Origin of the sequence: Paenibacillus sp. N3.4, from assembly GCF_008017805.1 — a bacterium.
GTDB lineage: Bacteria > Bacillota > Bacilli > Paenibacillales > NBRC-103111 > Paenibacillus_E.
The window spans coordinates 42,167-64,373 of sequence record NZ_VRTT01000043.1 but is presented as its reverse complement, the minus strand read 5'-3'; the positions used below and the strand labels follow the sequence as shown (position 1 = coordinate 64,373).

Genomic DNA, 22,207 nt, shown 5'->3' with positions numbered 1-22,207 from the left:
AAGCATTCCCCGAAGGAAATACTCCGCTCGACTTGCATGTATTAGGCACGCCGCCAGCGTTCGTCCTGAGCCAGGATCAAACTCTCCATAATAGTGGACGATTGCTCATCCGTATATCTGAAAGCTTAATTGCTCATTTGCGTTGCTAGCGAGATTTTGCAATCTCTTGTTTGAACGATTGCTCGTCCATGCTTACTCACTCGTTGTTCAGTTTTCAAAGATCAATTTCTTTCGTTCAACCCGCTCTCTTTCGAAAGCCGGAAGACCAATATACCACATTCATATTTACTTTGCAACTTAAATTTCTAAGTTGTTTTTGTTACTTATTTGTTGGCTTCTCAGCGGCAACTTTTATAAGATACCACAGACGACATAAACAATGCAAGTACTATTTTTAAAATTTTCGAGGTACCTATCGGCACCTCGAAAACGAAACCATTACTCGCTTTGTCGTTCACGCATAAGCGGGAATAAGAGTACGTCACGAATAGATGGCGCATTCGTCAACAGCATAACTAATCGGTCGATTCCTATACCAAGACCACCTGTAGGCGGCATCCCGTATTCAAGAGCCCGGATGAAATCTTCATCCATCTCATGCGCTTCGTCATTCCCTTGCTCTTTCTCACGCAGCTGGGCTTCGAAACGTTCTCTTTGATCAATCGGATCATTAAGCTCCGTAAAAGCATTAGCATGCTCCCGTGCTACTATAAAAAGCTCAAAACGATCCGTGAAACGTGGATCCTCAGGGTTCTTTTTGGCAAGTGGCGAGATCTCTAGCGGATGTCCATAAATAAAAGTTGGCTGAATCAATGTTTCTTCAACAAACGTTTCAAAGAATTGATTCACGATATGACCAAATGTCATGTGGGGCTCAACAGACACGTTATGCTCTTTGGCCAGACGATGAGCTTCCTCATTGGACATATGAATGCTAAAGTCCACGCCTTTAACTTCTTTAATCGCATCCACCATAGATACACGTCTCCAGCCAACTGCCAGATTAACTTCGTGATCGCCGTATGGAATCGTTGTTGTGCCAAGCACCTCTTGAGAGATATGAGCAATAAGCTCTTCTGTAAGCTTCATGATGTCTTTGTAGTCTGCATAGGCTTCATACAACTCGATCATCGTAAACTCCGGGTTATGACGAGTAGAGATACCTTCATTGCGGTATACGCGACCAATTTCATACACCTTCTCTAACCCACCAACAATCAATCGTTTCAAATGCAGTTCAATCGCGATACGCATATGAAGCTGCATGTCCAAGGCATTGTGATGCGTGTTAAATGGACGAGCTGAAGCTCCCCCCGCAATAGAGTGTAGAGTAGGTGTCTCCACTTCCAAATAGCCCAGTGAATCAAGGTATCTACGCATGGACTGAATGATACGCGAACGAAGAATAAACGTCTGCTGCACATCTTGATTCATAATCAAATCCACATAACGTTGGCGATAACGCAGCTCTACGTCACTGAGACCGTGGAATTTATCCGGCAGCGGAAGCAAAGATTTCGTTAAAACCTCGATGGATTGCACTTTAATAGAGGTTTCCCCGGTTTTCGTTTTGAACACGACACCTTGAACCCCAACGATATCACCTAGATCCAAAATATCAAATGCTTGATACTTGCTAGCTTCTAACGCATCTTCACGCACATAAATTTGAATCTTGCCTGTAATATCTTGAAGATGAGCGAAGCTGGCTTTACCCATCCCTCTTTTTTGCATAATACGTCCGGCTATACTGACTTCTTGGTTTTCTTCGTCTAGCTCTTCTTTGGTTTTATCTTGATAAGCTGTAAGGATATCTTTCGCCGTATGTGTTCTTACAAACTTGCTGCCGAAAGGATCGACCCCCAAACCACGTAACTCGTCCAATTTATTGCGGCGAATGACGAGCAGTTCATTTAATTCTAATTCCTGGCTCATGCGTTCATCTCCTACTTATTAATAAAGGGTGTTTAACTGGAAAAAGCTTCCGAAAGGAAGCTTTCCAAAGAGACGCGGCTGCACGCTATTTTTTAATATCAATAATCTGATACTGAATTACGCCAGCTGGAACAACAACGTCTACGTTTGTGCCCCTTTGTTTACCAAGGATGGCTTTGCCCACAGGGCTTTCATTGGAAATCTTATTCATTAACGGATCGGATTCCGCCGTACCTACGATGTTATATTCAACCAAATCACCGAATTCCAAATCCTTCAGTGTTACGATTGATCCAACACTTACCGTGTTGGTGTCGACATCATCGTTATTAATAATCCGCGCATTGCGCAGCAATTTTTCTAGCGTAATAATTCTTCCTTCAATAAAAGCTTGTTCGTTCTTCGCATCTTCGTACTCGGAGTTCTCGCTAATATCGCCATATCCGATAGCAACCTTAATTCTCTCCGCTACTTCACGGCGCTTTACCGATTTCAGATACTCAAGCTCGTCTTCAAGCTTTCTTAAGCCTTCAGGCGTAAGAATGACCTCTTTTTCAGCCATTTCCAACTGATCTCCCGTCATGTGAAAGATTTTCATATCGTTGAATCGATGCTTCCTGCTAGGAGTTAGGTCTTAAAAGAGCTGATTCAAGTAGTATGAATTCACGGTTCATAAATAGGTTAGTCACGCAATTTGTCTTTCCATATATGCAGGAACACACGTTAATATTGACTGATTATATTGCAACGGTTTCAAAATGTCAATCTCAACCATTGCTGCATTTTTTGTTACATCAATGCTGCTTCTTCCGCTGTGGATAAAGATGAATGTGCGGCAAGGTGTTCGACATATTCATTCAAAACTCGTACCATCTCATCACGTTTCACCATCTCCATGATGACATCCTTCACACGAGCTCCTCCAGCCAATCCTTTTAGGTACCAAGCCATATGTTTACGCATTTCTTTCACGGCAACATGTTCGCCTTTGAGATCGATCAAACGATCCATATGCAAAATGGCGATACGGATTTTCTCATCGGGCGTAGGCTCCGGAGGCAGCTCACCATTCGTTAAATACTGTACCGTACGATATAGCATCCAAGGGTTGCCTAAAGCGCCGCGCCCGATCATAACACCATCTACGCCGGTATGATCCAGCATGCGCTTAGCATCCTCAGGTGTGACGACATCCCCATTGCCGATAACGGGAATGGACAACGCTTGCTTCACATCACGAATAATATCCCAGTCCGCTTTGCCTGTATACATTTGCTCACGTGTACGACCATGGACACTGACAGCACTTCCTCCGCCTCTTTCAACTGCTTTGGCGTTTTCAATCGCATAGATATGCTCGGAGTCCCATCCGATACGCATCTTCACGGTAACGGGTTTGTTCACAGCCGCTACGACTGTAGCGATCATTTCTTCGATCTTATCAGGTTGGAGCAGCCAACGTGCGCCTGCATCACACTTCGTGATTTTGGGTACAGGGCAACCCATATTAATATCGATAATATCCGCATTTGTATGTTGATCAACAATTTTGGCCGCCTGTACAAGCGTTTCCGTATCTCCACCGAAAATTTGCAAGCTTAACGGCTTTTCCCGATCATCCACATAAAGCATTTCCATGGAACGTGTGTTTCCGTGAACGATCGCTTTATCGCTAACCATTTCCGCACAGACAAGACCTGTACCAAATTCCTTGGCAATAAGTCGAAACGCAGGGTTGCAAACGCCAGCCATCGGAGCTAGCACGACTCTATTGGGAGCTTCGACATTTCCTATTTTCAGCACCGAAGATTCCACTCCTCTCATCTTGCAACCACCGCGACTAATTCGTCGGGCTCAATGTTTAATACTTGAGAGATCTTGTTTATTATTTTACTATCCGGCTTACGCGTACCTCTTTCAATAGCTCCCAATATAGCGATGGATACGCCGAGTAAATCAGCCAACTCATTCTGAGTATATCCCTTTAATTTACGAAAAGCGCGAATGCGCTGGGCTACTGAGCTTTTTTCCATAACATAACGCCTTCCTTTCCTTCCAGTTTCTCCAATTGGGCGGAGATGAATTCAAATGCAGCATCTTGCCGGTTGTAGAGAACCTCAGTCAGAGGAACTAATACAAAAGCCCGCTCATGCATCCGCGGATGCGGAATGATCAAGTCGGGGGTCGTAAGCTGATGTTCGCCGTAAATAAGCAAATCAAGATCAATCGTTCTCGGTCCCCAGCGTACATCTCGCTTTCGCCCAAGACGGTTCTCAATGGCAAGCATGGTGAATAACAGCTCTTCTGCAGGTAATACCGTTCTGACTTGAATAACCATATTTAAAAACGCGGATTGATCCACATAGCCCACAGGTTCGGTTTCATAGATGCTGGACAACGCCGTCACCGTAATTCCCGCTTCCTGATTTAACTCTGCGATGGCCTCCTGCAAAAAACGTTCACGATCATCTATATTAGATCCTAATGCAACATAAGCTATAAGGCCTTGTTCTCTTTCTTCAGCTGTCATACCTAAGCCCGCTTTCGGTTAATCTCTACAGTAACACCGTCAAAAAATACAGCAAAGGGCGGATGCGGCTTGATGACGCGAACCGTCACTTCATTGATACTAGTATAAGTATGCAGCAGCTCGGATGCAATATTTTCTGCTAAGGCTTCGATCAGTTTAAAGGTTCGCCCTTCTACAATTTCTTTTACTTTAAAGAAAACTTCCCCGTAATTGACCGTATCATCCAAATGATCGGATCGACCAGGTTGATCAAGTGGAAGCATAAGTTCAACATCGACATAGAAGCGCTGCCCTAACTTGTTCTCTTCCGGAAAAACGCCATGATTACCAAAAAACTGCATGCGCGAGAGCGTTATTTTATCCATTGTGAGTAACCTCCATTGTTTACATATGTGCCTTGCTCTACGTTCGCCTATATATCGCGTGCCCGTTGAATAGCATCTGTCATAACGGCTATCCGTTTCATAGCCTGAATATCGTGTACTCTTACAATGCCACAGCCTTGCATAATACCAAGTACAACAGTGGATGCTGTTCCTTCCAAGCAATCGTCAGCGGGAAGCTGTAGTGTTTTTTGAATCACACTTTTGCGGGATGTGCCTAATAAAACAGGATAACCAAGATCGGAAATAAGCTGCAGTCGATTCATGAGATACAAATTCTGCTCATAGGTTTTGGCGAAACCGATACCGGGGTCTAGAATAATTCGTTCCTGACGTACGCCAACTTCTCTGGCTTGCTGAGCATATAGCTGTAAATCTCGAACTACATCCTGAAGAAAGTCCGTATAAGTCGGATTCATTCGATTATGCGTAATCACGAACGGACAGTCATAGCGGGCAGCTACTTCAGCCATACGGACGTCTGCCTGACCGCCCCATACATCGTTGATGATATGCGCACCTGCCAGCAATGCTTGCTCAGCGACTTCTGCTTTATACGTATCTATGGAAATCGGGACGTTAATTTCACGGCTAAGCGCTTGAATGATCGGTATCACCCGGCGAAGTTCTTCCTCTTGTGTAACTTTAGCGAAACCGGGACGCGTTGATTCACCGCCGATATCAATGATATCCGCACCTTCAGCTACCATTTGACGGGCTCTTTGCAAAGCATTTTCTATCGTTATATAATGCCCTCCATCAGAGAAGGAATCAGGTGTCACGTTCAATATGCCCATAATGATCGTCCGATCACCAATAGGCAGTTCATATCCTCTGCAAGATAACACTTTCATCAACAATTCACTTCCTATTTGCGAATGAGTCGTACCCTTGAATCAGTTGCTGGGTGATACGGCCTACTTTACTATCTCCAACGCGGTATATTTGCCTATTAGGGGTATAGAGCGTGCTAATCGGAACTATTTCTTGAATCGAATTCACGAGAAATACTTCATCAGCCTCTAGAAGATCCTCCCATCGATATAAACCGTCTGCCTTTAGAATTCCCTGTTCCTCTGCCATTCGCAGAATAAAAGCCCTAGTAATACCAGGTAAAATGCCTGTATCCAAAGAAGGTGTGTAGAGGGTACCGTTTTTGATAAAAAAGATATTACTTACAATACCTTCAGCTAAATAGCCATCCTCCGTAAGCATCAGTCCTTCAGCACCATGGGCCCACTCGTACAGCTGCAGCTCTCTTTTAGCCAAAATATTATTCATATAGTGAAAGGATTTAAAACGGTAGAGACCTTCAGGCGTATTACGCGGCAGCTTCAACAGTTGTAAAGCTTTACCTTCTTCATAGGTCAACGCGTCCCTTGGGGGAAGTGGTTTAATATAAATAATCTCCGTGGGGTGCTGGTACTCGCCAGCTGGCAAACCAAGATGATCTACCCCTGCAGAGATCGCGTAGCGAATGTAGGCGTCCTGAAGATTATTCGTATGAAGGAGCTTTGCAATAAGGCTCTGAATGCGCTCAAGGTCGGGTTCGTAGGCTATGCTCAGTTCTCGGCAGGCATCGGTTAATCGGTGTATATGCTCCTCAAGCAAAAAAGACCTACCCTCATAGGTGCGAAATGTCTCAAACAGTCCTAATCCGTAAAGAAAACCGTGATCATAAACTGAGACCACGGCTTGTTGCTCATCACACAAGTTTCCATTCATGCTGATTATCATAAGTTAGACTCCTGCTTTAGCTGTGCGGCGCAAAAAATTCCGAAGGATCTGATGGCCGTGCTGAGTAATAATGGATTCCGGGTGGAACTGAACACCCTCGATCGGATATTCCTTGTGACGAAGCGCCATAATTTCCCCCTCAGTAGTACGAGCACTTACTTCTAAGCAATCGGGCAGTGTTTCGCTCTTCACAATCAAGGAATGGTACCGTGTTGCTATAAAAGGTGACGGAAGTCCTTCGAAAAGTGTCTTCCCGTCATGAAAAATTTCAGATGTTTTGCCATGCATAAGACGCTCAGCGCGAATTACGTCACCGCCGAAGGCTTGACCAATCGACTGATGACCTAGACAGACGCCAAAAATCGGGATGATTCCCTTAAAATGATCGATGATGGATAAGCTGATTCCCGCTTCGTTGGGGGTGCAAGGGCCTGGAGATATAAGGATATGATCTGGCTTTAACGCCTTCACACCTGCTAAATCGATTTCGTCATTACGGCGAACAAGGACTTCTTCACCAATCTCTCCTAAATATTGGACAAGGTTGTACGTAAACGAGTCATAATTATCAATTACTAAAATCATGCTAAGCTCCCCTTTCGTCGGCCCTGTCTCGAGCCTCACGCTCGACTCATGCTCCGCTCACTGTATTCAATTGCTTTCCACATGGCTTTCGCTTTGTTCAAGGATTCTATATATTCGCGTTCAGGGATTGAATCAATGACAATCCCGGCTCCCGCCTGAATATGACCTATACCTTGAACAGCTACCAGCGTTCTTATAATAATATTAAATTCCATATTGCCGTTATAGTCAATCCACCCCATTGACCCTGTATATGGACCTCGGCGAACTGGCTCTAATTCCTCAATAATTTCCATGGTGCGAATTTTCGGAGCGCCCGTGATGGTTCCCCCTGGAAATGTTGCTGCAATCACATCGTAGGCATCTTTTCCTTCGGCTAGTTCGCCGACTACTTCGGAGACGATGTGCATCACATGGGAATAGTACTCGATAACCATGAAATCTTTCACATGGACAGAACCATACTTGGAGATGCGACCGAGATCGTTTCGTTCAAGATCGACCAACATGACGTGCTCAGCACGCTCTTTTTCATTATGGATAAGCTCGCCTGCTAGGCGCAAATCATCTTGCTCATCCTTGCCGCGAGGCCGTGTGCCCGCAATAGGCCGTGTACGCAGAACGCCGTCCTGGAGCTGCACAAGCAGCTCTGGCGAGCCTGACACAAGGGCAAACCCTTCAAATCGCAGCAAGCCCATGTAAGGCGAGGGATTGACGATGCGCAGCGCCTCATAAATTTCCTCCGGTGTCGTGTTCAGGCGCCTGCTCTGTCGCACTGATAAGTTGACCTGAAACACATCGCCTTGCGAAATATAATCTTGTATCCGTTCCACAGCTTGCATGTAATCGGCTTTACCAAAAGCCGGCTGAATGCCTGTGATGCTTTCCACATCGATTTGTAATAGCTCCGGGGTTATAGTCGGAGTGTTACCTTCTGAGCGGGACCAGTTGCCAGACCGGATGATATGCCAACGGCTAAGCATCTTTTCTGCATGCAAATGTGCTTGATGATAAAGGAGCTGAAGAGCCGATTCGTCTTCTGTTTCCGACTTGACGAGTGGCATATGAACCGCTACATATAAGCTTTTATCAAGATGATCTAGCGTCCAGACTTGATCGTACATAGCAAAACTGTAATCGGGTATCGGCAAGTCATCATGGGCTTGCACCGGAATTTTCTCAATCGTACGAATGACATCATAGCTCCAGAACCCAACACAACCACCAAGAAATGGGGGAGCCCCTTTGACTTTAGGACTATGATAAGGAGTCATCCACTCTTTCACTACGTCTAGCGGCTTACCTTGCATACGCGTTACGCGAGTGCTCGAACCCATGGTGGTCATTTCGGCTTCCAAACCGGTTCCATGCACCGTTGAAGTTGGCGTCAATCCAAAGTACGTATATCTGCCACCCTTGCCACTCTCCAAGACGAAGGAATCGGGGGCTGCCAGCTTCCAGGCCTCTTCCCAAGAAGCCAAACGGTCGTCAGCTAAGCCAAGTTTAATTACATAGGGGAGCATGGTATATGAGGAAGACCAATGACGCCACTGCTCTAAGGATGTCAGGATCATAATTGCCCCTCCTTTCGCTTACATCCGATAATAGTTGTCCATTAGTATACTCTAACCTTTCAAAGAAAAAAAGCCCCCAGCTTCGCAGCTGAGGGCTTGAGGTTCGCACGTAAGGCTTATTGCTCTTCGAATTGGTAAAGTGGTGTGCTGAGGTAACGCTCACCATTACTCGGAATAATCGCTACTACACGTTTGCCAGCACCAAGTTCCTTGGCTACTTTAAGCGCTGCGAAAATCGCTGCACCAGAGGAGATACCACCAAGGATACCTTCTTCTTTGGCTACACGACGCGAAGTTTCGAAAGCATCTTCATTTTCAACAGCAATAATTTCGTCGTAAACGCTCGTATTTAAAATATCTGGAACAAAGCCTGCTCCGATACCTTGAATTTTATGAGGACCTGGTTTCCCACCGGAAAGAACCGGTGAAGCTGCAGGCTCAATCGCATAAATTTTAATTCCTGGGAAATTTTCTTTTAGAACGCCACCAGCGCCAGTAATTGTTCCGCCTGTACCGATACCTGAGATAAACGCATCCAATTTACCATCATGAGCATTGATGGCTTCCACGATTTCCGGACCTGTTGTTTCGCGGTGAATTTTCACGTTCGCTTGGTTTTTGAATTGTTGCGGGATGAAATAAGTAGGATTCTCTGCTTGAAGTTCCTCGGCGCGCTTAATCGCACCCTTCATACCTTCTGCTCCTGGCGTTAGAACAAGCTGCGCGCCATACGCACGAAGTAGGTTACGTCTTTCTAAGCTCATCGTTTCCGGCATAACCAGAATCGCCTTATATCCTTTTGCAGCCGCTACTAAAGCGATTCCGATTCCTGTGTTTCCGCTTGTCGGCTCAACAATCGTGTCTCCGGGCTTTAACTTGCCTTCTTGTTCGGCTACTTCAATCATGGAGATTGCGATACGGTCTTTTACGCTGGCACCTGGATTCTGATACTCCAGTTTCACGTAAATTTCAGCGCTTCCTTCCGGAACAACGCGGTTCAATCGAACAAGTGGTGTATCTCCAATCAAATCAGTAACGCTTTGAACTAATCTTGCCATACTATTTCCCCTCCAAAGTGAGTATTCGACGATTTCCGAGTTAATTAGTCGGTATTAATACATTCATCTTATCAATGCGCTTACAGGTTGTCAACCATATTTTCTCATAATTCCAAGCTATTATGACCGAAATTGAGCATCCAGTATACTAGCCTGCCATTTAGTGCGAAGCTGCAGGATATAATCCTTGAGAGGTGGCGCTTCTTGAAGCGCTAATTCTCTCCGAACATTTTCACGAAGGAACGCACGATCTGGATTAGGCTTATCTCTGCGGTTCTTCAACTTCACAATGGCAAAACCTTGTGCAACACTTACCGGCTTACTCACTTCCCCGACTTTCAGTAGTTTGGCCGCTTCCAAAACAGGAGCCGCAATGAAAGGATCGTCTCCCTCAATCCAACCCAAGTCCCCGCCACTGTTATTGGTTGCATCATCTAGTGAACGGTCTCTAGCGAGGATCGCAAAATTTTCACCTTTGGCCAGTTCGGCAAACACTTTATTCGCTTGATCCTTCGTAGAAACGATAATCTGGAGGATGTTATATTCGACCTCTTGTTTAAACTCATCAGGATGTGTCTTGATATAATCTTCGACTTGAGCATCCGGGATCTTGATGTTACTGGTAGCAAGCTTCTCAAGTAAGAGCTTATTGTTGACATCTTCTCTAATTTCTTGCTCTGATAATCCCAACTGACTTTGCATGGATGCATAAAATTGTTGTTCGCTCTCATATCCTTGCTGCATCCGCTTTAATTCACGTTCAATCTCCGAGTTGCCAATCGTCGTCCCTGTTTCATTTCCTTCCAGGCGTATCACTTCACGATCCAATATTTGACCCAACAGCTCTTTCCCATAATGATGCTCCAGTGCCTTATCCAGCTCCTGGATGGTTATCTCGCGACTTCCAATTTTGGCTACTGCCTGCTTGCTGTTTGGCCCACCCTGCTGCTGAGGTTCTGGTGAATGACTTGGTTCTGATTGGTTCATGGACTGGGTGACCAGCAAGGATGTGAGCACAAGCATACCTACAGCCATCACGATGATGACTCCCCACAATCGCTTTACGTTCCTCATCCTGACTCCCTCTTTGCTTCAATCGCTGCTTTATAGATCAATCATACGCTGTAGATCAGCTTGATCATACCGATAAGCTTCATTACAGAAGTGGCAAACCACTTCAGCAAACCCTTCATCTTCGAGAATTTCCTGCAATTCCGCTTTTCCAAGGGAAATCAGGGTTGATTCTACCTTTTCATGACTGCATTTGCAGCGGAACATGACATCCATTTGTTCAAGTGTCTGGAAGGATGGTATTACCGTCTGCAAAATTCCCTCCAAGTTCAAACCACCGCCCAGCATCGTTGTAAATGATGGAATGCGCCCGAGCATCTCTTCAATATCTCCAATTTCTTCATCCGATAATCCCGGAAGCAATTGTATGACGAATCCGCCTGAAGCCAGAATAGTATGGTCCGTGTTCACAAGAACACCCAGCGCTACGGCAGATGGCGTTTGTTCTGATTTGGCAAAATAGTATGTAAAATCTTCAGCCAGCTCTCCTGAAATAATAGGAACACTGCCTTTGTACGGTTCCTTTAGACCTAAATCTTTGGTTATGTATAAGAACCCTTCTGAACCGACGGCTGCCGCTACATCGAGCTTGCCATTTTCCTTCAGCGGAGGATCAACGAGTGGATTATCCACATAACCACGCACTTCACCCTTGGCATTAGCATCGACCACAATCTGCCCGATAGGTCCGTCCCCTTTGACTTGGATGATGAGATGCTCTTCGCCCTTGAGCATCGCCCCGATAAGCAGGCCTGCAGCCAATGTTCTTCCCAGTGCTGCCGTAGCAGTCGGTGTTGTTTGGTGTCTTCTGCTAAGTTCTTCTGTAAGGAGGGTCGTCTGCACCGCAAATGCTCGAACTCTGCCCTCCAGCGCCGTCCCTCGAATTAAATAATCATTCATGTTAAATCCTTCTTTCCTGAACCACTTATGCATTTCTCTCGTAAATCATTTGCAGCCCTTGCAAGGTCAGCAGTGGATTAACGATCTGAATCGTACGGGACTCGCTGGAAATGAGCTCTGCCAGCCCTCCCGTTGCAATCACCGTAGGATTCACTTTAAACTCTTGCTTGACTCTTTCCACGATACCGTCAACCTGACCTACATACCCAAAAATAATGCCAGCCTGCATGGCCGCTACCGTGTTCCTTCCGACCACGCTTTTTGGTTTAACGAGCTCGATACGCGGGAGCTTCGCCGCCTTTTGATACAAGGCTTCCGTAGAAATCCCAATCCCCGGCGCAATGGCGCAGCCGACAAGCTGCTGGGATGGATCGATATAGTCGTATGTTGTGGCCGTCCCAAAATCAACGATGATGCAAGGAGCACCATACAACTCTAGTGCAGCAACAGCATTCACAATACGATCAGCGCCAACTTCTTTAGGATTATCGACACGAACATTCAAACCAGTCTTAATGCCTGGGCCGACAATAAATGGTGTCCTCTTTAAGTAGTGTAAGCAAAGGTTTTCCATTACATTCATAAGCGGAGGAACAACCGAAGAAACAATGACACCTTCGACCTCAGCAAATGTCATTCCTGAGTGTTGGAACAGACTGTGCAGCTGCATCCCATACTCATCGACCGTCGCAGAACGGTTCGTGCTAACTCGCCAGTGATGGAGAAGCGTACGCTCTCGATACAAGCCTAGCACAATATTCGTATTTCCTACGTCGATGACGAGAATCATAGCGCCGTTTCCTTCCGTTCATTGAGATCTAGCGATATGTCAAGCGCTGCCACCGAATAGGTCAGTCGGCCAACAGAAATCACATCAACACCCGTTTCAGCCATCGCTTTAATGGTCTGTGGTGTTACCGAACCTGAGCCTTCTACTACAATATGCGGTGCTTTATCTTTAATTATAGAAACAGCTTCTTTCATTTTCGCAGGGATCATGTTGTCGAGCATAATAATGTCAGCGCCTGCCTCCAATGCTTGGTGAAGCTGATCAAAATCCTCGACTTCGACCTCAATTTTCATGGTGTGGGGAATTTGTTGACGAGCTGCTTGAACAGCCTGTGCAATCCCACCTGATCCTTTGATATGATTATCCTTAATCATGACAGCGTCATAAAGACCAAATCGATGGTTATGTCCGCCACCCACGCGTACCGCATATTTCTCAAGCAAGCGATGGCCCGGTGTCGTTTTTCGCGTATCGACAAGTCTTGTTGGGACACCTTCCAAAGCATCGACAAATTCTCTTGTCTTGGTGGCAATGCCCGACAACCTCTGCATTAAATTGAGACTTAAACGTTCTCCAAGCAAAATACTCCGGGTACTGCCTTCCACTTCAGCGATGACAGTACCTTTCTTAATAGACGATCCTTCTGCTACTTTCGGTTCAAAACGAAGAGAATCGTCTACCACAGCAAAAACCTCTTTGGCAATGCTAAGCCCACATAAGATTCCATCTTCTTTGACGTGGATAATCCCTTTGGACACATGTTCCAAAGGGATCGTTGTCAGAGTTGTAACATCACCGGTACCGATATCCTCTTCCAACCATTGCCGTATCTGCTTACGAATCAGCTCCATATTTAAGTCCAGCATTAAATCCACTCCTCGATCCTGTCTTCCCCACGCTTAAAAACAATATGCTTCTTCCACTGCGTGTCATCACGTTCCGGGAAATCCTCCCGATAGTGTCCACCGCGGCTTTCCTCCCGCTGGAGTGCCGCTGTAGTTGTCAGTAAGGCACAATTCAGCAAATTCGCAAACTCATAATCCTCCCGCTTCGTCATCAATGAACCAAAAATAGACAACTGTCGCGCAAGTTCATCATAGCCTTTTTGCAGCCCTTTGGCTGAACGCTTCAATCCTGCATAACGCAACATGACTTTCTGCAATTTCAGTTTCTTTTCGACAACAGCTTGATTCGGAATTTCTGTCCTTGGCGCATCTGATTGTGCATGTATGGTGAGATTTCCTTCAAGCGGAGGCAGCTCTTGAATCCGTTCAATGATCCTTCTGCCAAAAACAATCGCTTCAGACAGCGAGTTGCTCGCCAATCGATTAGCCCCATGAACACCCGTTGAGGATACTTCTCCACATGCAAAAAGTCGACGAACGATCGTCTCCCCGTGCAGGTCTGTCTTTACGCCACCCATCATATAATGAGCAGCAGGAGCGACCGGTATCCAATCTGTACTCATATCAAGGCCATAGTTCAAGCAATATTCATAGATCGTTGGAAAACGATGCTTAATTAATTCTTCTGATTCATGCGTAATATCGATATAAACGAATGTCGATTTGCAATTCTCCATCTCATCGACAATAGCACGTGCTACTACATCCCTGGGGGCTAGTTCAAGCTGGGGATGGTAACGCTCCATGAAGCGCTCCCCTTTGATGTTGCGCAGATATGCCCCTTCGCCGCGAACAGCCTCAGAGATCAAGAAGCGTGGCGCACCCGGATAGCAAAGCGCTGTCGGATGGAATTGGATGAACTCAACATCCTGAATCTGCGCACCGGCACGATGAGCAATTGCGATACCGTCACCTGTAGCAATGTCGGGGTTGGTCGTATAGCGAAACAGCTGCCCGGCTCCGCCGGAGCAGAGAATCGTAGCATTGCCGCGCACGAATACCCGTTGTCCGCTCGGTTTCTGCACGAGTGCTCCATAGCACTCTCCATCTTGTGTGATCAAGTCGATCACAAAGTGATCGTCCCAGATCTCGATGTTCGGATCCTGCTTTGTGCGCTCCGAAAGAGCTCGTACAATCTCAGCCCCTGTAGCATCCCCCTGTGCGTGCAAAATACGACGTTGGCTGTGTGCCCCTTCTTTCGTAAGGGCAAACTCCCCATTCTCAATGTCAAACTTAGTACCCATTCGAATGAGATCCTTAACCCCATCAGGTCCTTCGTGTACAAGAACATCCACCGCTTCAGGCGAACAAAGCCCAGCCCCGGCTATAAGTGTATCCTGCATATGATACTCCGGTGAATCCTCATCTGAAATGACGGCAGCAATTCCACCTTGTGCGTAACGCGTGTTACTGTCGAGGAGCGACTTCTTCGTAATCATTAACACTTTCTTATTTTCACTCGCGCGAAGGGCAGTAAATAGTCCGGCTATTCCTGCTCCGATTACAATCACATCTGTGTGTACATGAGGTATGGAATCTAAATCTACATCTACAAGGTATCTAGGAATCATGCCGTTTCACCTGTTCTTCACATTATTCCCCCGCCAACAGCATGTATCCGGAATCTACTTCAGATCACGTTCCCTAAGCTGTGCAAAGGCCTCCTATCAAATAAACAAGCAAGTAGCGTATGCTACTTGACTTGTAACATACGCTCTAAAGATAATCTCGCTTTATCGGCTACATCTTCCGGTACATAGATCTCCGGTTTCATCGTTTCCAGACATTTTACGATTTTTTTCAAATTATTCACTTTCATATTTGGACAAACCAAATATTTCGTAGCGAAATGGAATTGCTTGTTTGGACTATCCAAACGAAGTTGATAGCCCGTTCCGTCTTCCGTACCCACGATAAACTCCTGACAATCGGATTCTTTGCAATATTTAATAATGGCCGTCGTACTGCCAACGAAATCTCCCAACTTCACCACTTCAGGTCGACACTCCGGATGAACAACGAATTGCGCATTTGGATACTGCGCTCTCATTTCTTCAACGTCTTTCACAGTCAGCATATCATGGGTGTTGCAATAACCTTCCCAGATAATCACTTTTTTGCTTGTGAATTTTGATACATAGTCGCCCAAATTTTTATCCGGTACCCAGATGATCTCATCTGAATCAACGGAATTGATGACGTTAATTGCATTTGCCGACGTGCAGCAAATATCTGTTTCTGATTTCACATCAGCTGATGTATTAATGTAAGCCACGACTTTAGCGTTGGGATGCTGACGTTTCAAAGCACGGAGACCCTCCACATTAACCATGTCAGCCATTGGACAGCCTGCACGCTCATCTGGAATAATTACCGTTTTATTAGGAGCCAAGATCTTAGCGCTCTCTCCCATAAAATGCACACCGCAGAATACAATAACATCTGCGTCAGTTTGAGCCGCCTTCTGCGCAAGCAGAAAGGAATCCCCCCGGAAATCGGCCACTTCTTGAACTTCATCTCGCTGATAATAGTGAGCAAGGATGATGGCATTACGTTCTTTTTTCAGCTGTAGCAGCCTTTCTTTAAGCTCGCGGTTCTGTTCTGCTTTCCGTTCTAAAGCTAAAGCTTCCATGGATAGTTCCTCCCCTATTTGGGACCTGAATGTACTTGCTGTCTATCTAAAATTAGTATGATCAACTCGCGATAAAATTAGAGATTTACAACTAATTTACACATTCCCGCATCCGCTGTCAATGCGCAAATAAGCCGAAAAAACCAGAAAATCCGGGTACACCTCACGTGTACACCGGATTTACGAGTTTCTATCGCCTGTTACTCTTCGGATTGATCCGAGTTGTTGGAGCCTTTATCCTTCTCAAAATCCAGTTTATTGCTTTCGCTGGATTGGCTTTGACCTTGAATGTTGATTTTGACTTCTTCATCCTCAACACTTACACTTAATTTGCCTTTTTCAAGAAGCTCAATAATTTCGTCTTTATCGAGAGTTTCTTTTTCAAGCAATGTTTTTGCAACCAGGTGAACCTGATCTCCGTGCTCGGTCAAGATCTCACGCGCACGTTCATAACAGCTGCGAATAAAGCTTTGCATCTCTTGGTCAATTTCGTAAGCTATCGCATCACTATAGTTTTGCTCATGCCCGATATCTCGACCCAAGAATACTTGGCCTTGCGAACTACCGAATTGCATTGGACCCAGCTTGTCGCTCATCCCATATTCCATAATCATACGGCGGACAATTCCGGTAGCTTTCTGAAAATCGCTGTAAGCGCCGGTACCAATTTGACCGATATATAGTTCTTCAGAAACCCGTCCTCCAAGGAGTCCGGTTACTTTATCTAATAGTTCAGTCTTCGTCTGCATCATGCGATCTTCGCCTTCTTTAGGCAGCATCATCACGTAACCGCCAGCGCGTCCGCGCGGAACGATTGTGACTTTATGCACCATATCAGCGTTCTCAGCATAGTAACCGATAATTGCGTGTCCAGCCTCATGATACGCAACAATACGTTTCTCGTCTTCGCTAATGATACGACTCTTCTTCTGCGTACCTACAATGATACGGTCAAAAGCTTCCTCGACCTCAGCCATGGAGATATCTTTGCGGTTACGACGAGCAGCAATCAGCGCCGCTTCGTTCAACAGGTTTTCAAGATCAGCACCTGTAAATCCAGTTGTGTAGCGAGACAATGCGTCTAACTTCACATCTTTGGCAAGTGGTTTGTTGCGAGCATGCACTTTTAGTACAGCTTCACGGCCTTTAATATCTGGACGATCTACTGTAATCTGACGGTCAAAACGACCTGGACGCAATAACGCAGGATCAAGAATATCTGGACGGTTCGTTGCGGCAACGATAATAATACCTTCATTCGCGCCAAATCCATCCATTTCAACAAGCAATTGGTTGAGCGTTTGTTCACGCTCATCGTGTCCGCCACCTAACCCAGCGCCACGTTGACGGCCAACCGCATCGATCTCATCAATAAATATAATACATGGCGAGTTCTTCTTCGCGTTCTCAAATAGATCACGAACACGGGATGCACCGACACCAACGAACATCTCTACGAAATCAGAACCGGAGATGCTGAAGAACGGTACGCCTGCTTCGCCAGCAACGGCTCTGGCAAGGAGCGTTTTACCTGTTCCCGGAGGACCATTGAGAAGAACACCCTTCGGAATTCTTGCGCCAACAGCAGCGAATTTCCTTGGATCTTTAAGAAACTCGACAACTTCAATCAATTCTTGCTTCTCTTCATCGGCTCCTGCCACGTCTTCGAAGGTCACACGCTTCTTCTCTTCATTATATAAGCGAGCGCGACTTTTACCGAAATTCATGACCTTGCCGCCACCACCCTGAGCCTGGTTCAACAAGAAGAAGAACAGGATGAAGATAATGACAAAAGGAATGATAGAGGTCAGAAAACTGATCCAAACGCTGTCTCTCTGCATGGGCTCGTAAGATTCTGTTGGCACGCCATTAGCTTCAATAAGCTGGATGACCAAAGGTTCGTACGGGGCATGGGTTTCAAAGTTCTTCTTATCAGCACTGCTAGGGTTAATATACTTACCTTTAATCAAATACGAGTATCCATCAAATTGTACATTTACGGACTCCACGTTTTTGCTAGTAACCGCTTGGCGGAATTTATCGTAAGTAATTAGCTCCTTTTGCTCGTTTTGGGTACTAATAAAATGAACGATACCTACCGTAACCAAAAATATAAGTAAATAAAAGCCGGTATTCCGGATAATTCGATTCATATCCCCAACCTCCTCTCGAACGGCACACTTTTATTATTTTACCACATCCCGGTAAAGCACTACAACTTCACAGGAACAAGCCTTAGGGATGTGACTTAGCGGGTATAGATCTCTGGTTTCAATATGCCAATAAATGGAAGGTTACGATACTTCTCCGCATAATCCAGACCATATCCGACAACAAATTCATCAGGAAGCACATAACCTGAATAATCAGGTTCAAGCTCCACCGTTCTGCGTGCCGGTTTGTTAAACAGTGCAACAACAGAGATCGTCTTCGCATTGCGTCGTTCTAACACATCTATCAGATAACTCAGTGTTAAACCACTATCAATAATGTCCTCCACGATAAGAATATGGCGCCCTTCTACGGGAACGTCTAGATCTTTGATAATCTTGACTACACCGGAAGATTTCGTGGATTGACCATAGCTGGATACGGCCATGAAATCAAGTTCCAATGGAACTGTAATACGTTTTACAAGATCCGCCATGAAGATGAAGGCACCCTTTAGTACACAAATAACCAGTGGATTCTTTCCTTCGTATTCACTGGAGAGTTGCTCCCCTAATTCCTTGATTTTGTTTTGAATTTGCTCTTCGCTGTAAAGAACTTCTTGAATGTCGCTGTACAAGGATGAACCTCCTAGTTTATATTATGAAACCTTGTAAATTTCCATTCGAGACGAACGAAATTTACACGCTGTACCTTCAGCATAGCTTCATATGAAGCACATGTTCTGTATCGCTGCCGACCAGCGCATGTTTGGACCTACGAAAGCCAGCAATCCAGAGGATTCGACCGGAAGCATCGACCAGCATAGGAATGACATCACGCCTGCTTAAGGGCATTTTGGCATCAATGAACATATCTTTTACCTTTTTAGATCCGTTTAAACCATAAGGTTCGAATCGGTCGCCCAACCTTCTGCTTCGTACAGCAAGTGGCAAGCTCAATTGATCCAGATCCAAAAACACTTCTGTTGCCGTTGAGGAACTAGCTGATATCTCCTTACCCATTTTTATCCATGAGCAACACATCTGGGTCTCCGCTTCCGGCAAGCTCAACTCACTGCTTCCGTACTCAACCTCATACATATAAGGTCTAGACGAAGGGGCGATGATTTGAAATTGAATAGCTTCATATTCTCTCACTATATAAAGCTGTTCATCCGCCTGAAATATTTGATTAGAAACCTGTTCATGTAAAACGAAGGCTCGTATGAATTCAATTTTGGTGAAGTCCAGTCTATCGCTTCCCAAACAAAGACAGTTTAATATTAATTTAATCAAACGTCTTTGTAAAGCAACGTGCAGTTTGGTGAAATCAGACCTCTCAAAGCGACAGACGGCTTGCTCACATGTAATAATTTGGTGAAAAGCATGTTGCGCTGCTTCAGTCAAATAGTCGTCTTCTGCACGCATCATCTCTGTCAGTCGGTTCAGCGATTCCGGAAGTTGTTCATTATACTGCTTCAGCATTGGCATAATATCGAGCCGTACCTGATTTCGAAAGTACTTCCGCAGCTCATTGCTGCTGTCCTTATAATAAGTAATTTCATGCTGAGCACAATAATTCACAATATCTGTTTTGTATATACGTAGAAAAGGTCGAATGAGTTCCACTTTTTTTTCGCTTCTTCGTTCAGGCATGCCAACCAATCCTGACGGACCCGTTCCACGGAGGAGTCTCATCAAAATGGTTTCGGCTTGATCATCGGCATGATGAGCGAAGGCGATACGCTGAGCTTGATAATCCGCTGCGACCTGCAGCAGGAATTCGTACCTCTTCTCCCGAGCGGCGGCTTGTCCATTAAGCGATGTTTGTTGAATATACGCAGGCACATCAATAACACCAATCTCACACGGTAGTCCCATAAGGGCAGCAAGCTCCCCTACGTAAGCTGCCTCGGCATCCGACTCGGCGCCGCGGAACTGATGGTTCAGATGCGCAACAACCAATTTCCAGCTATACCGGTCTGCTAGCGAAAAAAGGACATGAAGCAGCGCTACCGAATCAGGCCCCCCTGATACTGCAACCACCACCACATCTCCCGCATCCACAAGATGTTCTTCTACAATACGTTGTTCCACCGTAGCAACAAGATTTGTTTCCATTTGTCATTCCTTTCTTTCCTGCACCGCCCTTATGCTACCAATACATGTAAACCGTTGCCCCAAAAATAAAAATCGAAGCAGCGAAACATATTTTTAACCATGGCATTTTAAGAGACGGTTGAGAAAGCTTCTTTCCAGAAACTATTTTTTTCCAATACAGATACGCTTCCTGTGAAGAATGCAGCTCCCCGTTTAACGCTTTGTGCAAAAAAGGGGCAATATGAGCAGCAACCGGATTCTCGCGGATAATTGCATACAGGTGTTCAAGATCGCGGTTTTGGGGCAGAATGTGCGTAAAGCCAGCCCACCGTTTACGCCCATCCAGTGATTTTAACAGTAATATGGCAAAAGAGAATAGATCGTAGCTTTCCTCCGCGACCCGTTCGCCCCTATTCCAGAATCCTCGGTCATACACTTCCGTTAATTGTTTAATGGCTCTCCCTTTCGGAGTTACACCGCCAAAATCGATCAAATCGACATCTCCGTAATTGGAGACAATCATATTCTCAATCTTCAGATCGCCAAAAACATAACCGCTCTTGTGAATTTCCGTTAACTTCTTAAGTAAGTTCGAACCTATGACATAGATCCAATCCTGTCCCCGTTTATGTATAAAATCAGAAATTGTCATTCCCTCGATATAAGGCATCACATAAAAAGAAATTTCCTTTCCTTTCAGTGTCATATCATCGGCATCGATCAAAAAATTTTTAAAAGATGTCTCTGTTAGCGATACCGCAAGCAAGGAGTTAATTTCTGATTGATGATCTACGGTTTCATGACCCGCTTTCAGCGCATATCTGGCCGAGCCTCTTCGTACAAGTGCTACGACTCCGTTAGAACCAGCTCCTAATAAACGTTCGACCACATACAAGCGGCCGTTCCATTTCCCTTGGATTTCTGTTCCCGGACGAAAAGCATCCTCATACCACGTAGTCACTTAACATCCCACCCTCAGCCGGTTGTGAAATAGGTTTGTCCGTAACAAACTGTAAGGTTTGCAGTAAAGCCGGACCTGTCGGTGTCGTACCCTTCATGTTTATTTTATAGAACATCTTGTCCAAATTTGCAAGTTGATTCGTCCAATTTAAGTCCATTTCCAGTTCCTGATCTCTCGACTTCGTAGAGGGAAAATGGAATACAGCCAATTCACTCTTGCCGCTGCGCGCCCTGAGGCTAAGCAATAAATCATGAATGGCTTCGCGTACGGCAGCAAGCTTCGGCTTCATACTTGCACTAGCATCTATTAAAAGAGCGACCCGCAGCGAAGTGGTTTCGCTCATCGCATCTATCACTTGAACGACTTCCGCTCTTTGCTGAGGAGGCAGCTGTTCCAGATGCCCATGTCCCAAAATGCTTTGCATCTCTTTGCCTACCGCCTGTTGAATCGTGGAAGAAACCGTTTTGCGCGTCATCATTTGAACGGTTTGGGAGAGCTGGCTTGAATCTACGATTCGGCTCATTCCGCCACCTGCGTCCGCAATCTCGCGAATTTCCTCCGACCCCAACACGCCCAATTCTCCGTGATCGATAACACCAATGACATTCACAACTACACCCTCTGCATGAGCTTGTGCTGCCGCGATGACTGGACTTACACCCACATTCGAACAGCCATCTGTAATTAATAAAATCTGTTTCATCATGTCGTTTGCCTCCCTGGCTATAGAAAAGAATCTTTTTCTCTAGTAATTTCTCTCCTTAGTTTTTCCATCTTAAAGAGAGTCTAATCACTTGGGAGGCTGCAAAAAGAAACACCTTGTAATAGTTATCGTCATTCTACGCCTTAACAATAAGCGATTTGATACGTCATTAATCTAACCGTGCAGAAATGCT

Annotated in this window: 22 protein-coding genes and 1 rRNA gene; all 23 read right to left on the bottom strand. The window is 45.4% G+C overall.

What is annotated here, in order from left to right:
• Nucleotides 1-92 (bottom strand): 16S ribosomal RNA (locus tag FU659_RS20995); the annotation flags it as partial.
• A gap of 346 nt (nt 93-438) precedes the next feature.
• Nucleotides 439-1,935: a lysine--tRNA ligase gene (gene lysS / locus FU659_RS20990; RefSeq protein WP_147949349.1), complete on the bottom strand. Its 1,497-nt coding sequence runs from the start codon at nt 1,933-1,935 to the stop codon at nt 439-441.
• An 85-nt stretch (nt 1,936-2,020) separates the two neighbouring features.
• Nucleotides 2,021-2,497: a transcription elongation factor GreA gene (gene greA / locus FU659_RS20985; RefSeq protein ID WP_147949348.1), complete on the bottom strand. Its 477-nt coding sequence runs from the start codon at nt 2,495-2,497 to the stop codon at nt 2,021-2,023.
• A gap of 227 nt (nt 2,498-2,724) precedes the next feature.
• Nucleotides 2,725-3,738 carry a tRNA dihydrouridine synthase DusB gene (gene dusB / locus FU659_RS20980; protein WP_147949355.1) on the bottom strand — a complete coding sequence of 338 codons (1,014 nt, stop codon included), beginning with the start codon at nt 3,736-3,738 and terminating at the stop codon, nt 2,725-2,727.
• A 17-nt stretch (nt 3,739-3,755) separates the two neighbouring features.
• Complete coding sequence (locus FU659_RS20975; protein WP_147949347.1) at nt 3,756-3,968, bottom strand: helix-turn-helix domain-containing protein; 213 nt, start codon at nt 3,966-3,968, stop codon at nt 3,756-3,758.
• A complete protein-coding gene (folK, locus tag FU659_RS20970; RefSeq protein ID WP_147949346.1) occupies nt 3,950-4,465 on the bottom strand; it encodes a 2-amino-4-hydroxy-6-hydroxymethyldihydropteridine diphosphokinase in 516 nt (171 codons plus the stop codon). Before folK ends, FU659_RS20975 begins: the two co-directional genes overlap by 19 nt.
• 2 nt (nt 4,466-4,467) lie before the next feature.
• On the bottom strand, nt 4,468-4,830 hold the full coding sequence (folB, locus tag FU659_RS20965) for a dihydroneopterin aldolase (RefSeq protein WP_147949345.1): 363 nt from the start codon (nt 4,828-4,830) through the stop codon (nt 4,468-4,470).
• Nucleotides 4,831-4,877: 47 nt separating this feature from the next.
• Nucleotides 4,878-5,702 (bottom strand): dihydropteroate synthase, encoded by an 825-nt coding sequence (gene folP / locus FU659_RS20960; protein WP_147949354.1) that lies wholly within the window; start codon nt 5,700-5,702, stop codon nt 4,878-4,880.
• Between the two features lie 7 nt (nt 5,703-5,709).
• The gene (pabC, locus tag FU659_RS20955; RefSeq protein ID WP_147949344.1) at nt 5,710-6,585 is read right to left on the bottom strand and encodes an aminodeoxychorismate lyase; all 876 of its coding nucleotides are present in this window, start codon (nt 6,583-6,585) and stop codon (nt 5,710-5,712) included.
• A gap of 3 nt (nt 6,586-6,588) precedes the next feature.
• Entirely contained in the window at nt 6,589-7,170 is a 582-nt protein-coding gene (gene pabA / locus FU659_RS20950) for an aminodeoxychorismate/anthranilate synthase component II (RefSeq protein ID WP_147949343.1), read from the bottom strand.
• Nucleotides 7,171-7,205: 35 nt separating this feature from the next.
• The gene (locus FU659_RS20945; RefSeq protein ID WP_147949342.1) at nt 7,206-8,744 is read right to left on the bottom strand and encodes an anthranilate synthase component I family protein; all 1,539 of its coding nucleotides are present in this window, start codon (nt 8,742-8,744) and stop codon (nt 7,206-7,208) included.
• A 116-nt stretch (nt 8,745-8,860) separates the two neighbouring features.
• Complete coding sequence (gene cysK, locus FU659_RS20940) at nt 8,861-9,802, bottom strand: cysteine synthase A (protein WP_147949341.1); 942 nt, start codon at nt 9,800-9,802, stop codon at nt 8,861-8,863.
• Nucleotides 9,803-9,922: 120 nt separating this feature from the next.
• Nucleotides 9,923-10,876: a peptidylprolyl isomerase gene (locus FU659_RS20935; RefSeq protein ID WP_147949340.1), complete on the bottom strand. Its 954-nt coding sequence runs from the start codon at nt 10,874-10,876 to the stop codon at nt 9,923-9,925.
• A gap of 30 nt (nt 10,877-10,906) precedes the next feature.
• On the bottom strand, nt 10,907-11,773 hold the full coding sequence (gene hslO / locus FU659_RS20930) for an Hsp33 family molecular chaperone HslO (protein WP_147949339.1): 867 nt from the start codon (nt 11,771-11,773) through the stop codon (nt 10,907-10,909).
• A gap of 25 nt (nt 11,774-11,798) precedes the next feature.
• Nucleotides 11,799-12,563, bottom strand: coding sequence for a type III pantothenate kinase (locus FU659_RS20925; protein WP_147949338.1), 765 nt, complete (start codon nt 12,561-12,563; stop codon nt 11,799-11,801).
• Nucleotides 12,560-13,429: a carboxylating nicotinate-nucleotide diphosphorylase gene (gene nadC / locus FU659_RS20920; RefSeq protein ID WP_147949337.1), complete on the bottom strand. Its 870-nt coding sequence runs from the start codon at nt 13,427-13,429 to the stop codon at nt 12,560-12,562. The genes FU659_RS20925 and nadC overlap by 4 nt, the downstream gene beginning before the upstream one ends.
• Nucleotides 13,429-15,039, bottom strand: coding sequence for an L-aspartate oxidase (gene nadB, locus FU659_RS20915; RefSeq protein ID WP_147949336.1), 1,611 nt, complete (start codon nt 15,037-15,039; stop codon nt 13,429-13,431). The genes nadC and nadB overlap by 1 nt, the downstream gene beginning before the upstream one ends.
• A 122-nt stretch (nt 15,040-15,161) precedes the next feature.
• Nucleotides 15,162-16,100, bottom strand: coding sequence for a quinolinate synthase NadA (gene nadA / locus FU659_RS20910; protein WP_147949335.1), 939 nt, complete (start codon nt 16,098-16,100; stop codon nt 15,162-15,164).
• A gap of 200 nt (nt 16,101-16,300) precedes the next feature.
• Entirely contained in the window at nt 16,301-18,253 is a 1,953-nt protein-coding gene (gene ftsH, locus FU659_RS20905; RefSeq protein WP_147949334.1) for an ATP-dependent zinc metalloprotease FtsH, read from the bottom strand.
• 95 nt (nt 18,254-18,348) lie between these two features.
• On the bottom strand, nt 18,349-18,888 hold the full coding sequence (hpt, locus tag FU659_RS20900) for a hypoxanthine phosphoribosyltransferase (RefSeq protein WP_147949333.1): 540 nt from the start codon (nt 18,886-18,888) through the stop codon (nt 18,349-18,351).
• A gap of 76 nt (nt 18,889-18,964) precedes the next feature.
• On the bottom strand, nt 18,965-20,371 hold the full coding sequence (gene tilS / locus FU659_RS20895) for a tRNA lysidine(34) synthetase TilS (RefSeq protein ID WP_147949332.1): 1,407 nt from the start codon (nt 20,369-20,371) through the stop codon (nt 18,965-18,967).
• Nucleotides 20,372-20,405: 34 nt separating this feature from the next.
• Nucleotides 20,406-21,311, bottom strand: coding sequence for a protein kinase domain-containing protein (locus FU659_RS20890; protein ID WP_147949331.1), 906 nt, complete (start codon nt 21,309-21,311; stop codon nt 20,406-20,408).
• Entirely contained in the window at nt 21,295-22,014 is a 720-nt protein-coding gene (locus FU659_RS20885; RefSeq protein ID WP_147949353.1) for a vWA domain-containing protein, read from the bottom strand. Before FU659_RS20885 ends, FU659_RS20890 begins: the two co-directional genes overlap by 17 nt.
• Between the last annotated feature and the right edge of the window lie 193 nt (nt 22,015-22,207).